Source organism: Mycobacterium sp. THU-M104 (genome assembly GCF_049197365.1).
In the GTDB taxonomy this organism is placed as follows: Bacteria; Actinomycetota; Actinomycetes; order Mycobacteriales; family Mycobacteriaceae; genus Mycobacterium.
In genome coordinates this window covers 1-12,408 of sequence record NZ_JBMIOP010000015.1, presented here as the reverse complement: position 1 = coordinate 12,408, position 12,408 = coordinate 1, and the positions used below count along the sequence as shown (strand labels likewise).

Below are 12,408 nucleotides of genomic sequence, written 5' to 3'. Positions count from 1 at the left end.
AGCAGGCTTTCAGTCGGCCGGCACCGGCAACGTCACCATTTGGAAACGGCGCGGTGCGGCGCGGGACGTGTCGCGTGTCTGCTGCAGATAATCATGTCGGTCGGCGAGCCACCTCTGGGGAACGAATAATGCGGTTCTGCTGCACCATTTGATTGCGAAATACTGAGCGCTCACAAAAGGAGTTGACGTTGATGACGGTCTTTGATCGATTCAACATCAAAGTAGTTGCCGGTGCGGGATTGTGCGGTGCTGCTATGGCGTTGAGCCCGGAAGCGGTAGCCGCCCCGCTGAAAACCGGCGGCTACGCGTGCGTCCAGGATCAGGCCGGTAATGCCGCCGCGGCGGCCGGGGACGGCGCGCCCGTCGCCGCAGGCGCAGGGGCGACCGGCGCGGCGGCGGGGGGAAACGTGTGCGCGGCCAGCGCTCCGCTCACCGACATGGCCGGCGTTCCGGTGATCGCGCCCGGGCCGGTGGTGCCGGTGGGCGCCCCGCTGATCGCGCTCGGTCCGCCGATACCGCCGGTGCCGCTGGGTGCCCCGCTACCGCCGCTGCCGCTGGGCGCTCCGCTGCCGGTGGTGCCGGCCGGCGCCCCGCTGATCGCGCTCGGGCCGGTGCTGGCCGGTGCTCCCGTGGACGGCGTGGCGGCCGCCCCGATCATCGACATGGCCGGAGCCAAGGATGCGCCGACCGGTCCGGCGCCGACCGGCGGCCCGGTTCCCGGTCAGCCTGCCCCGCCCGGTCCTTCCGGCGGCTGAGGCCGATCCGCCTCCGACCACACACACGCACAACGGACCCGCTGGTCTAACGACCAGCGGGTCCGTTGTGTGCGGCTCGGCGCCGACGACTTCGGGTGCTGCTATTCCCGCACGATCACGGGGTCGCCGACGTTGACCGTGTTGTAGTACCACTCCGCGTCGGCCGGGCTGAGGCTGATGCAGCCGTGGCTGACATTCTCGAGCCCGAGGGAGTCGATGGCCCACGGGGCCGAATGCACGAAAAGACCGCGGCTGGTGATACGGACGGCGTAGTCCACCGGAATGCGGTAACCGTCGGGATCGTCGACGGGGATACCGACGCTGCTCGAGTCCATCAGTATCGAGCGTTGCTTGGACAGCACGGTGTAGGACCCGGTGGGCGTCGAAAACTCCGGCCTACCCATCGACGCCGGCAGCACGCCGTCTTCCCCCCAGTGGGGCCGGTGGTGCGGCGCCGGCAGCGGAGGCGGCGGTTCGGCCTCGGCGCCGTCGATGCTCACGGTGAAGGTGTGGTCCGAGATGCTCGCGACGCCCACGACTGCGGGACCGGTTTTGAAGTCCAGGGAAATGCCGTGCCGCCCGCCCACGGACAGGGCCACCGCGCTGTGCGCCGGCCAGTAACGGCTGGGAACCCACTGCACGACGTTGTTGTCGAGCCATTCGAACCTGCCGGTCCGCGCGGGCGACGAGGTGACGTCGACGGCGCGCTCGGCCGCGTGGCGGGCGGCTGGATTGGTGAGGGGCGCCCGGAACGTGATCACGACGGGGTGCGCGACACCCACCTTCTCGCCCCGCGTCGGCAGAATCGACGCGATCGCGAACCGGTCCGGCTGGTTGGCCGCCGCCAGGCTGACGCCGGCCGGCCCCGCAAGCACACTCGCAGCGACCCCGATGACGGTGAAAAAACCCCGAAAAACCGCCCGCATGGCTCCAATTCCCTGATAAATGACATCGTTGTAGTTGTAAGAGTGATGGTAGGGGTGCGGTCCGGCGTGCAGCGCGAGGGCGCGTGAGCGATTCGATCAAGCCTGTGTCACGTTTCAGCTGCGATGCGTGACTCGGCGCCGCCTGCGCACCCAGCGCAACGCCGCGGCGGCGGCGTGGTAGCCACACAATCCGTGGACACCGGCGCCAGGCGGCGTGGACTGCGAACACAGATACACCCCCGGTACGCCGGTCGCATAGGGGTTGACCGCGATCCGCGGGCGGAACAGGACCTGCAGCCCGTCGTTGGCGCCGCCGATGATGTCCCCGCCGACGAAGTTCGGGTTGTAGGCCGCCAGGTCGGCGGTGCCCGTGCTGACGGTGGCGACGACGCGGTCGCGAAAGCCCGGGGCGAACCGCTCGATCTGGCCGACCACGGCGGCGGTGGCGTCGCCGTCGTAGCCGAAGGGCACGTGGGCGTAGGCCCAGACCGGGTTGAGGTTGCCTGCCGAGCGGGTTGGGTCGGCCAGATACTGCTGCCCGAGGAGCACGAAGGGGCGCCGCACCATCGCGCCGTGTGCGCGTTGACGTTCGGTGTCGGCGATCTCGGCGAAGGAGCCGCCGAGGTGGACGGTGCCGGCGCGCCCGCAGTCGGGGTTCGTCCAGGGGACGTCGCCCTCGATGACGAAGTCGACCTTGAACGCCGAGGAGCCCTGGCGGTAGCGCCGGTAGGAGCGTCTGATCCGGGCGGGCATGAGGTCGCCGTAGAGGCCGTGGGCCTGCGCGGGGCTGAGATCGAGCATGACGATGTCGGCGTCAGGGATGTCGCGGCGGTCGGCGACGGTCACCCCGGTGGCCACGGCGCCGCCGTGCTCGGTCAGCGCGGCGGCCAGGGCGCGGGTGATCGCACCGGATCCGCCTTCGGCCACGGGCCAGCCGTAGCGGTGCCCGCTGGCCAGGATCATCAGCCCGAGCGACGCGGTCAGCGGCCGGTCCAGTCTGGTGTATACGTGCGCGGCGGTGCCGCCGAACAGCGCGCGCGCCTGCTCGGTGCGAAACCAGCGGGCCATCGTGGTGGCCGGCAGCAGCGCGCGCGGCCCGAAACGGGCCAGCCGCAGCGGGTGTCGCGGGACGTTGATCACCGGGCGGAGCAGATCCTGCGCCAGCGCGTCGAACCCCGCCGCGAGGTCCCCGACGGCGCGGCGCCACCGCGTCGCGTCGGGCCCCATGCGCTGCGTGGTCCGATCGATCGACCGGTACAGCACGCCGGCCGTGCCGTCGTCGAGCGGGTGGGCGCAGTCGGCCTCGGGCCACTTCCACACCAGCCCGTGGCGCGCCAGGTCGATTTCGCGCCAGAACGGGGAACCGACGCCGAGCGGGTGGAACGCCGAGCAGTGGTCGTGGATGACTCCGGGCACCGTCAGCTCCCCCGACCGTGCTCCCCCGCCGATGCTGTCACGGGCCTCGAGCACCTGCACGTCGACACCATGGCGGGCTAGGTGGATCGCGGCGGCCAGGCCGTTGGGGCCGGCGCCGACGACGACCGCCCGCGTCATCGGGCGCTGCGTCGGGTGGTGACGTGGACCGGGTGGTCGTCGCCGGGCTCGGGCCCCGACCGGCAGCGCCGCCCCAGAAACTCGAACAGCACCGGTGTCGTGGATCCCATTGGCGGTGCGCGCCTACCGGACCGCGAGCCGCACCTGCGCACCGCCGGGAACGTCGCCAGGGTCCTGCCGCGGGAAGCGCCGCCGCAGGTTCTCGATCAGACGATCGAGAGTCCGCCGGTCCTGTTCCTCGCCGTGGGCCATCCGCCGCATGCCGTAGGCGCGTTCGGCGTCGCCGCTGTTCTGGGCGGCGATGCCGGCCCTGCGGTGTTCGGCGATCCGTTCGTCGATGAGATGGCGGCGCTGAAGCAGCAGATTCAGAAAGTACTCGGCCTGGCGACCGTCGGCCGTTACCCCGGTGGCACAAACCCGCTGGGGCGCGTCAGCCAATCCGGCGAGGTCCATTCCGTCCCTCTCAACTGGGGGTCTACCGTCAGGCGTGCATAACCATAACGCGCCGGACGCGGTCGGCACCATACGCGTGGGCGACAAAAAGCGCCGCCGCGCCGCCTGGCACGCAACGTCGCGCCGGAAAACACGGCGGAAACCCCCGGCACCGGCCCGTTACGATCGAGGAACGCACCGTCGCCTCGATGCGGCCAGGCCCCGTGGGAACCCAAGGAGCAACGTGACCGAGCGCAGTGATGCCGGACACCTGCTGCCCCGCGGCGGCACCGGCAAGATCCTTCGCAGGAAACTGCGGGAGGAGGTCGGCGGCTCGTGAGGCTCGACCGGTTGCGCCGGCGGGTCTTCACCCCGAGACCGCTGGCCCGGGCTGCGCTGGAAATGGCCAACGCCACCAACGGGTTTCGGCCATTGGCCCGCAAAGGTTACAGCACCGTCCTGGTGTTCTGGCTCGGCTGGCCGGCCTCGGAGGTGCCCGGCCTGTACTTCTCGGGCTCCCTGGTGGACGCGCTGCGCCGCGGCCGGCGCGGCGACTTCGCCGGGCCCCGGGGCCGGGCGGCGCTCGCCCTGACGGTCGCGTCGTGGGCGATCCTGGCGGCGATCCGCTACCGCGGCGTCACCACCCCCGGGCCGGTGCTCGAGGCCGGGCTGCGCGAACAACTCGGTCCCGACTACGCCGACGAGATCGCCGACCTGTCGGCCCGGCCCACCCGCGCGGGGCGGCGAAACGTGCCGCTGCGCATGTCGGTGGCGCGCCGGCGCTACGTCGAGAAGACCAACGTGGTGTCCTACGGCCCGCACGGCCGGGCCAACCTCGCCGACATCTGGCGCCGCCGCGACCTCCCACGCGACGGCAAGGCGCCGGTGCTCGTGCAGGTGCCGGGCGGGGCCTGGGTGATCGGGATGCGCCGCCCGCAGGCGTATCCGCTGATGAGCCGGCTGGCCGCGCACGGCTGGGTGTGCGTGTCGATCGGCTACCGCGTCTCCCCGCGGCACACCTGGCCGGACCACATCGTCGACGTCAAACGCGCGCTGGCGTGGGTCAAGGAGAACATCGCCGACTACGGCGGCGACCCCGACTTCGTCGCGATCACCGGCGGGTCCGCGGGCGGTCACCTGTGTTCGCTGGCCGCGCTGACCGCGGGCGACCCCGCATACCAGCCAGGCTTCGAGGAGGCCGACACCTCGGTGGTCGCCGCGGTTCCGTTCTACGGGCGCTACGACTGGTTCTCCACGCACGGCGAGGGTCGTCCCGAGTTCGTGAAGTTGCTCGAAAAGTTCGTCGTCAAACGGAAATTCGCCACGCACCGGCACGTCTACGTCGACGCCTCGCCGATCCGGCGGCTGCGCGCCGACGCACCGCCGTTCTTCGTCCTGCACGGCCGCGACGACTCGCTCATCCCGGTCGGCGAGGCGCAGGAATTCGTCGACGAACTGCGCGCGGTGTCGAAGTCGCCGGTCGCCTACGCCGAATTGCCCGGCGCCCAGCACGCTTTCGACATCTTCGGCTCCCCGCGGGCGCACCAATCCGCCGAGGCGGTGGCACGGTTTTTGTCCTGGGTCTACGCGACCAGCTATCCGGACCGCGGCTAACCGTTCAAGGCAGTGGCCTTCTCCAGCCCGGTCAGCGCCGACTCGATGCCGTCGGCCATCTCGTCGATGTCGTTGGCCACCTCCGGGGTGGTCACGAACCCGAAGTCGAGGTAGTCCGTGTAGGAGAAACAGGTGATGTTCAACGCGACGTCCAGCACCGGCGGACCCAGCGGCACCAGCGAATCCAGCTTGGCGCCGGCCATGTACAGCGGGCACTGCGGCCCCGGCACGTTGGACACAACCAGGTTGACGGGGGCCAGGTTTCGCGACAGCCCGCTGGCGGTGTACGCCCGCGCGGCCAGCTGCAGCAGCCCGGGCGGAGTGGTCTCGGTCAGCCCCATGATCTGATGCGCCGACAGCGCCTTGGCCATCAGCTTGGCGCTCTGCGTGCTGTCATGGATGGCGCGCAGCCGCTCGGCGGGATCGTCGACGTCGGTGGCCAGCGACACGGTCATCGAGCTGATCTTGTTGCCGAGGTCGTCCTTGCTGTCGTCGGTGCGGGTCGACACCGGGATCTGCGCGATCAGCGGCTTGGCCGGCAGCTCGCCGCGCTTTTGCAGGTACTCCCGGGCGGCGCCGGCCACCAGCGCGAGCACGACGTCGTTGAGCTTCACACCGAAGACGTCCTTGACAGCCTTGGCCCGGGACAGCTCGATGCGGCACCCGGTGATCCGCCGGTGCGGCGACACGGGCGCGTTGAATCGCGTCTTCGGTGCCTCGAAGTAGCGTGGCGGCCGGGTGTGGAGCCCGAGCGCGGCGATCTGCTGACGCAGCGTCTGCTCTGCCAGCCGGGCGATGCGGAACGGCGTCATGATGCCGACGTTGATCAGGGCGCCCACCGCGCGCCGCTCGATGCCCGGAAGCTGGAATCCCGACAGCGATCCGACCGTTTCCTGCTGCGGCGGCCGGGGTTCGGGCGTCACGTCCAACAGGATTTCGCCGAGCCCGGCGCCCGAGACCCCGTCGACGATGGCGTGGTGCATCTTGGTCAGCGACGCGATCCGGCCGCCCGCGGCACCCTCGATCACCCACAGCTCCCACAGCGGCCGGGCGCGGTCCAGCTTGTAGGACATCAGCCGGCCCACCAGCTCTTCGAGTTCGCGCCGTCCGCCCGGCGCGGGAACCCCGATGCGACGGACGTGGAAGTCGATGTCGAGGTCCTCGTCCTCGACGAACCACGGCCGGTCCAGGCCCAGCGGTGCGCCGGTGACGCGCCAGCGTAGCTGCGGCAGCTCGGGCAGTCGCTCGATGATCAGCTGGCGCAACCGCGCAAAGCTGTACTCGGGCGCATCGCGTGGGTCGCAGATCGCCAGCGCACCGACGTGCATGTGCCAGCCCGCGGTCTCGGCAGACCAGAACGCCGCGTCCACGCTCGAAAGCTGCTTCATGCTCCGACCGTAGCCCTCGGCGCCGAAAACCGAACAGCTATTTCGGACAATCCGTGCGGGGCCGGCCGCCGCGCATCAGGCGTCTTCCAACAGGTCCGGCGTCACCGCCGACTCCGTGTCGGGAATGCCCTCGACCTTCGCCTTCCGGTCCGCCATCGACAGCAGGCGCCGGATACGGCCCGCCACAGCATCTTTGGTCATCGGAGGGTCGGCCAGCCGGCCGAGCTCCTCCAGTGAGGCCTGCCGGTGCTCCACCCGCAGAGTGCCGGCTGTGGCGAGATGGTCGGGCACGGTGTCGCCGAGGATCTCCAGCGCGCGCTCCACCCGGGCGGCCGCGGCGACCGCGGCCCGGGCGGAGCGGCGCAGGTTGGCGTCGTCGAAGTTGGCGAGCCGGTTGGCCGTCGCGCGCACCTCGCGCCGCATGCGGCGCTCCTCCCACACCAGCCGGGTGTCCTGGGCCCCCATCCGGGTCAGCAGGGCGCCGATCGCCTCGCCCTCGCGCACCACCACCCGGTCGGCGCCGCGCACCTCGCGCGCTTTGGCGCCGACCCCGAGCCGGCGTGCCGCGCCCACCAGCGCCAGCGCGGCCTCCGGGCCGGGGCAGCTGACCTCCAGGGCCGACGACCGTCCCGGTTCGGTCAGCGAACCGTGCGCCAGGAACGCCCCGCGCCACGCCGCTTCGGCGTCGGCGATGCTGCCGCCGACCACCTGGGCCGGCAGTCCACGTACCGGACGCCCCCGGTTGTCGAGCAGCCCGGTCTGGCGTGCCAGCGCCTCGCCGTCGTTGGACACTCGGAGCACGTAGCGGGCGGTCTTGCGAATCCCGCTGGCCGACAGAACATGCACGATCGCGTTGTAGCCGTACAGGTCGAAGATGTCCTTACGCAGGCGCCTGGCGATGCTGCCCAAGTCCACCTCGGCCTCGACGATCACCCGGCCAGCCACGATATGCAGCCCACCGGCAAACCGGAGCAGGGACGTGACCTCCGCGCGGCGGGCGCTGACCGACGGCACGGCCAAGCGGCTCAACTCGTCCTTGACTTCGGTCGTCATCGCCACGCGTCGTCACCCTTCGGTCCGTTGTCAACCGGTTCATCCGCCCCGGTCTGCGGGCGTTCACCGTCGATCCGAATCTCTCCGGTGACTGTCGCGCTGGGCGACGACACCGTCCAAGGCGGCCGCGAGCTTGCCCGGGTCATGTAAAGGTGTACCAGGTCTGGACACGTCAGCGAAGTGCACCTCGGCGCGCAGCTGTGTCGCCGTGCGACACAGCTGGCCGCGCTCCCGGTCACTGGGGACCCGGTCGGCGTCGATGATGATGTCGTGGACGGTGAAATCCGGCGCGTGCTGGGCCAGCACGTGCAGGTGGCGTTCCACGGAGAAACCGGCGGTCTCCCCCGGCTCGGCCACCAGGTTGAGCACCAGTGCGCGGCGGGCGGTGGTCGCCCGCAGGGCCGCGGCCAACTCCGGAACCAACACATGCGGGATCACGCTGGTGAACCACGACCCGGGGCCGAGCACCACCAAGTCGGCGGCCATGATCGCGTCGACGGCCTGCCGCGTCGCCGGCGGGTTGCCGGGCAGCAGCCGGACCCGCCGCACCTTGCCCGGGGTTGTCGCGATCGCCACCTGCCCGCGGATCAGCCGGAACATCCGCGGGTCGGACTCCAGGCCGGACACGTCGGCCTCGATCTGCAGCGCCAGCGGGCACATCGGCAGCACCCGGCCCTTGACGCCGAGGATTCGCCCGAGTTCGTCGAGGGCCGCGACCGGGTCGCCGAGAACCTCGGACAAGCCGGCGAGCATCAGGTTGCCGATGGGATGCCCCGCCAGCGCGCCGCTGCCGCCGAAGCGGTGCTGCACGATAGTCGCCCACAGCCGGCCATGCGGGCTGTCGGACGCCAGCGCCGCCAACGCCATTCGCAGATCGCCCGGCGGCACGATGTCCAGTTCGTTGCGCAGCCGGCCCGACGAGCCGCCGTCGTCGGCGACGGTGACCACCGCGGTGACGTGCGGGGTCAGCCGGCGGGCCGCGGACAGCGTCGCGTACAGGCCGTGTCCACCGCCCAGTGCGACGATGCTTTGACTGTGACCGACCGGCGGGCTCGCTGCCGGGCTCATTCGCGACCCAGGTCCCGGTGCAGCACCCGCACCGACAGTTGGGCGTTGGTCCGCAGCAGCTGCATCAGCGCCTCGGCGACCGCGACGCTGCGATGCTTGCCGCCGGTGCAGCCGATCGCAACCGTCATGTAGCGCTTGCCCTCCCGGCGGTAGCCGTCGACGACCAGGTTCAGCAGCTGATGGTAGGTGTCGAGGAACTCGGCCGCGCCGGGCTGGGCCAACACGTAGTCACGCACCGCCGGGTGTTGGCCGGTGTGGGGGCGCAGATCGTCCACCCAGTGCGGGTTGGGCAGAAACCGCACGTCCATGACCATGTCGGCGTCCATGGGCAGCCCGTACTTGAAGCCGAACGACTCGACGGTGACACTGGTGGCCGCGGCGGTGACGCCACCGAAGGCACGCTCGATGGTTTCCCGCAGGGCTCGCACCGACAGCGTCGACGTGTCGATGATCAGATCGGCGCCGGCGCGCACCGGGGCCAGCATCCTGCGTTCGGCGGCGATGCCCTCGGCCAGGGTCTGCTCACCCTGCAGCGGATGGCTGCGGCGGTTCTGTTCATAGCGGCGCACCAGCGTGTCGTCGGACGCCTCCAAAAAGACCACCCGCGGGGCGATGTTGCGGGTTGCCAGCTCGGTACGCACCGAATCCAGGTCACCGGTGAATCCGCGTGACCGAACGTCCATGACGACCGCCAGTTGGGTGATCCGCGACCCGGCGGCCATCCCTAAATCCACCATCCGGGTGATCAGCTGCGGCGGCAGGTTGTCGGCCACGTACCAGCCGAGGTCCTCGAGCACCTTGGCCGCCGTGCCCCGGCCGGCCCCGGACAACCCGCTCACCAGGACGACGTCGATGCCTGCCGCGGGTCCTTCCTTGTGGGGCCCCGGGTAGCTCTGGGCCAGTTCACCCTGACCCGTCATCCCGCATCCTCCGGTCGCTCCGGTCGCAGCGCCTCGAGCACGGCCGCGGCGGTCGCCACGCCGATGCCCGGAACGGCGGTGATCTGGTCGACGGTGGCCTCCTTGAGGCGGGCGATGGATCCGAAATGTGCTACCAGCGCTTTGCGGCGGTGCTCCCCCAATCCCGGTACCGAGTCCAGCACGGATGCGGTCATTCGCTGGGATCGCTTGCTGCGATGGTAGGCGATGGCAAACCGGTGCGCCTCGTCGCGGACCCGCTGGAGCAGATAGAGGCCCTCGCTGTTGCGCGGCAGGATGAACGGGTCCGGCTCGGAGGGCACCCACACCTCTTCGAGCCGTTTGGCCAGGCCGATCACCGCCACGTCGGTGACACCCAGCTCCTCGAGCACGGCGCTGGCCGCATTGACCTGCGGCGCGCCGCCGTCGACGACATACAGATTCGGCGGGTAGGCGAAGCGGCGCGACTTTCCTTCCGGGGAAAGCATATTCGGGTCCTGCTTCTCGTTCAGGTGGCGCAGGAACCGGCGGCGAGTCACCTCGGCGATGGAGGCGACGTCATCGGAGCGTCCCTGCCCGGCCGCTTCCCGGACCGCGAAGTGGCGGTAGTCCGATTTGCGCGGCAAACCGTCCTCGAACACCACCAACGAGGCCACCACGTCGGTGCCCTGCACGTGGCTGACGTCGACGCACTCGATGCGCAGCGGCGCGTCCGCCAGCCCAAGGGCATCCTGGATATTCTGCAGCGCAGCCGATCTGGCGTTGAAGTCGCCTGCTCTTTTCAGCTTGTGCTGCTGAAGTGCTTCTTCGGCGTTGCGTTGAACGGTCTCGGCCAGCGCTTTCTTGTCGCCGCGACGCGGCACCCGCAGATTGACCCCGGATCCGCGCAGCCCGGACAGCCAGCTCGACAGCTGGTCGGCATTGGACGGCAGGCACGGCACCAGCACCTCGCGGGGAACCGGGTTCGCCGCCTCATCGGCGGCCCCGCCCAGTTCGGCCTGCTCGCCGTAGAATTGCGTCAGGAACTGCTCCACCAACTGCCCCTCGCCGGAATCGTCTGGTTGGCCGACCTTTTCGACAATCCAACCGCGCTGGCCGCGCACCCGCCCGCCGCGGACGTGGAACACCTGCACCGCGGCTTCCAGGTCGTCGTCAGCGAACGCGATGACATCGGCGTCGGTGCCGTCGCCGAACACCACGGCCTGCTTCTCCATCGCCCGCTTGAGCGCGGACAGGTCGTCCCGCAGGCGGGCGGCCCGCTCGAAGTCGAGCCGATCGGCCGCAGTGTTCATCTGCTGCTCGAGCTCGCGGGCGAACCGGTCGGTTTTTCCGGACAGGAAGTCGCAGAAGTCGCCGACGATGCGGCGGTGCTGCTCGGCACTGACCCTGCCGATGCAGGGCGCCGAGCACTTGTCGATGTAGCCAAGCAGGCATGGCCGGTCAATCTGCTTGTGGCGCTTGAATACACCCCCCGAGCACGTGCGCGCCGGGAAGACCCGGGTGAGCAGGTCCAGCGTCTCCCGGATGGCCCAGGCATGCGAGTACGGCCCGAAATAGCGGACCCCTTTGCGGCGCGGGCCGCGATAGACCATCAGGCGGGGATACTCTTCGTTGAGGGTGACCGCCAGCACCGGGTAGGACTTGTCGTCCCGATAGCGCACGTTGAAGCGCGGATCGAACTCCTTGATCCAGTTGTATTCGAGCTGCAGCGCCTCGACTTCAGTGGTGACCACCGTCCACTCGACCCTGGCAGCGGTGGTCACCATCTGCCGGGTGCGCGGGTGCAGGCCGGCGACGTCGGCGAAGTACGAGGTCAGCCGACTTCGCAGACTCTTGGCTTTGCCGACGTAGATGACTCGCCCGTGCGGGTCCCGGAACCGGTAGACACCCGGCTCGACCGGGATGGACCCCGGCGCGGGGCGATACGTGGCGGGATCTGGCACGTGTCCAGGCTAGTAGCCGCCGGGAGGGCGGCGAAGCGTCGGCATCGGGCGGCGGAGATGGCGCGTGGTCCACCGCGTCCCGGCCGAGGTCGGCCGGTTGTCGGCTGCATCGGACGGCTCTGGTATCCGGTCGACACCGAGAAACGCACCCTGTGGCTACGACACGCCGGGCCCGGCCACCCCTCCGCCACCGATCAGGCCCCACGCGCCACTGGCCGGCATGACCGCGTTCATCATTCTGTCAACAGCACGCAATCGAGCTTCTGGCCGGTAGGTGGATTGACGACGCCTCAGCACCCCCGGGCCGCTCTATCGTGATTCACATAGCGTGACAAGCGAATTCCATTGTGCAACAGAGCCATTTGACCTCAGTTGCAAGCCGTGAACCTACCCCCTTGCGCGTCATTTGCCCTCGTATCTCCGGCGGATCCAGAGCGGACCTGGTTCTAGAGCAGGGCAGGGTGAGCGGGATCGTGTCGATATAGTCCAGAATCTGGTCGCGGTCGGCGACCGGCAGGTTCTCCCGGCGCACTACGCGAATGATCTCGGTGCGCAGGATGCGTGAGGAAACGACGCGATCGTCGTCTCTGCCGGTCGTGCTGTCGAACCATTGGGCCGCTGACGCCGAATGGCCGAGCATGATGCGCACCGCGACGGAGCTGTCGAGGTAGTGGTAAGTCACCACAGGCCTTTTTCTTCGTTGAGTAGCTCATCGATTGTCGATGCCGTGGTGAGGTCATGCCGGGCGATTGTGCGGG

Annotated in this window: 10 protein-coding genes and 1 pseudogene; 2 read left to right on the top strand and 9 right to left on the bottom strand. The window is 69.9% G+C overall.

What is annotated here, in order from left to right; translation table 11 throughout:
• The first annotated feature begins 182 nt into the window (after nucleotides 1-182).
• The gene (locus tag ACOJVU_RS01140; protein WP_421528084.1) at nucleotides 183-755 is read left to right on the top strand and encodes a hypothetical protein; all 573 of its coding nucleotides are present in this window, start codon (nucleotides 183-185) and stop codon (nucleotides 753-755) included.
• 101 nt (nucleotides 756-856) lie between these two features.
• Here ACOJVU_RS01140 and ACOJVU_RS01135 read toward each other — a convergent pair whose 3' ends face one another.
• From ACOJVU_RS01135 to ACOJVU_RS01125, 3 genes are all read right to left on the bottom strand, one after another.
• Entirely contained in the window at nucleotides 857-1,681 is an 825-nt protein-coding gene (locus ACOJVU_RS01135; protein ID WP_421528083.1) for a L,D-transpeptidase, read from the bottom strand.
• Between the two features lie 114 nt (nucleotides 1,682-1,795).
• Nucleotides 1,796-3,235 carry a phytoene desaturase family protein gene (locus ACOJVU_RS01130; RefSeq protein ID WP_421528082.1) on the bottom strand — a complete coding sequence of 480 codons (1,440 nt, stop codon included), beginning with the start codon at nucleotides 3,233-3,235 and terminating at the stop codon, nucleotides 1,796-1,798.
• 123 nt (nucleotides 3,236-3,358) lie between these two features.
• Nucleotides 3,359-3,688 carry a hypothetical protein gene (locus ACOJVU_RS01125; RefSeq protein ID WP_421528081.1) on the bottom strand — a complete coding sequence of 110 codons (330 nt, stop codon included), beginning with the start codon at nucleotides 3,686-3,688 and terminating at the stop codon, nucleotides 3,359-3,361.
• 381 nt (nucleotides 3,689-4,069) lie between these two features.
• Between ACOJVU_RS01125 and ACOJVU_RS01120 the strand changes: the two genes are divergently transcribed.
• Nucleotides 4,070-5,281 (top strand): alpha/beta hydrolase, encoded by a 1,212-nt coding sequence (locus tag ACOJVU_RS01120; protein ID WP_421528102.1) that lies wholly within the window; start codon nucleotides 4,070-4,072, stop codon nucleotides 5,279-5,281.
• On the opposite strand, the gene ACOJVU_RS01115 is transcribed toward ACOJVU_RS01120, so the two are convergent.
• The 6 genes and pseudogenes from ACOJVU_RS01115 to ACOJVU_RS01090 all read right to left on the bottom strand — a co-directional run bounded on the left by ACOJVU_RS01115 (nucleotide 5,278) and on the right by ACOJVU_RS01090 (nucleotide 12,332).
• Nucleotides 5,278-6,669, bottom strand: coding sequence for a WS/DGAT/MGAT family O-acyltransferase (locus ACOJVU_RS01115; protein WP_421528080.1), 1,392 nt, complete (start codon nucleotides 6,667-6,669; stop codon nucleotides 5,278-5,280). The genes ACOJVU_RS01120 and ACOJVU_RS01115 overlap by 4 nt on opposite strands.
• 75 nt (nucleotides 6,670-6,744) lie before the next feature.
• Nucleotides 6,745-7,722 carry a DNA-binding protein WhiA gene (gene whiA / locus ACOJVU_RS01110; RefSeq protein ID WP_421528101.1) on the bottom strand — a complete coding sequence of 326 codons (978 nt, stop codon included), beginning with the start codon at nucleotides 7,720-7,722 and terminating at the stop codon, nucleotides 6,745-6,747.
• Nucleotides 7,719-8,790, bottom strand: a pseudogene (gene yvcK, locus ACOJVU_RS01105) (uridine diphosphate-N-acetylglucosamine-binding protein YvcK). The gene whiA and the pseudogene yvcK overlap by 4 nt, the downstream one beginning before the upstream one ends.
• Complete coding sequence (gene rapZ / locus ACOJVU_RS01100; protein WP_421528079.1) at nucleotides 8,787-9,710, bottom strand: RNase adapter RapZ; 924 nt, start codon at nucleotides 9,708-9,710, stop codon at nucleotides 8,787-8,789. Before rapZ ends, yvcK begins: the two are co-directional and overlap by 4 nt.
• Nucleotides 9,707-11,650 carry an excinuclease ABC subunit UvrC gene (gene uvrC, locus ACOJVU_RS01095; protein WP_421528078.1) on the bottom strand — a complete coding sequence of 648 codons (1,944 nt, stop codon included), beginning with the start codon at nucleotides 11,648-11,650 and terminating at the stop codon, nucleotides 9,707-9,709. Before uvrC ends, rapZ begins: the two co-directional genes overlap by 4 nt.
• A gap of 319 nt (nucleotides 11,651-11,969) precedes the next feature.
• A complete protein-coding gene (locus ACOJVU_RS01090) occupies nucleotides 11,970-12,332 on the bottom strand; it encodes a hypothetical protein (protein WP_421528077.1) in 363 nt (120 codons plus the stop codon).
• Nucleotides 12,333-12,408: the final 76 nt, after the last annotated feature.

What these genes read in the sequence shown, in the direction of transcription:
- ACOJVU_RS01125 (WP_421528081.1), bottom strand. Translation starts at nt 3,688, where the DNA reads ATGGACCTCGCCGGATTGGCTGACGCGCCCCAGCGGGTTTGTGCCACC.
- ACOJVU_RS01120 (WP_421528102.1), top strand. Translation starts at nt 4,070, where the DNA reads ATGGCCAACGCCACCAACGGGTTTCGGCCATTGGCCCGCAAAGGTTAC.
- ACOJVU_RS01130 (WP_421528082.1), bottom strand. Translation starts at nt 3,235, where the DNA reads ATGACGCGGGCGGTCGTCGTCGGCGCCGGCCCCAACGGCCTGGCCGCC.
- ACOJVU_RS01135 (WP_421528083.1), bottom strand. Translation starts at nt 1,681, where the DNA reads ATGCGGGCGGTTTTTCGGGGTTTTTTCACCGTCATCGGGGTCGCTGCG.
- whiA (WP_421528101.1), bottom strand. Translation starts at nt 7,722, where the DNA reads ATGACGACCGAAGTCAAGGACGAGTTGAGCCGCTTGGCCGTGCCGTCG.
- ACOJVU_RS01115 (WP_421528080.1), bottom strand. Translation starts at nt 6,669, where the DNA reads ATGAAGCAGCTTTCGAGCGTGGACGCGGCGTTCTGGTCTGCCGAGACC.
- rapZ (WP_421528079.1), bottom strand. Translation starts at nt 9,710, where the DNA reads ATGACGGGTCAGGGTGAACTGGCCCAGAGCTACCCGGGGCCCCACAAG.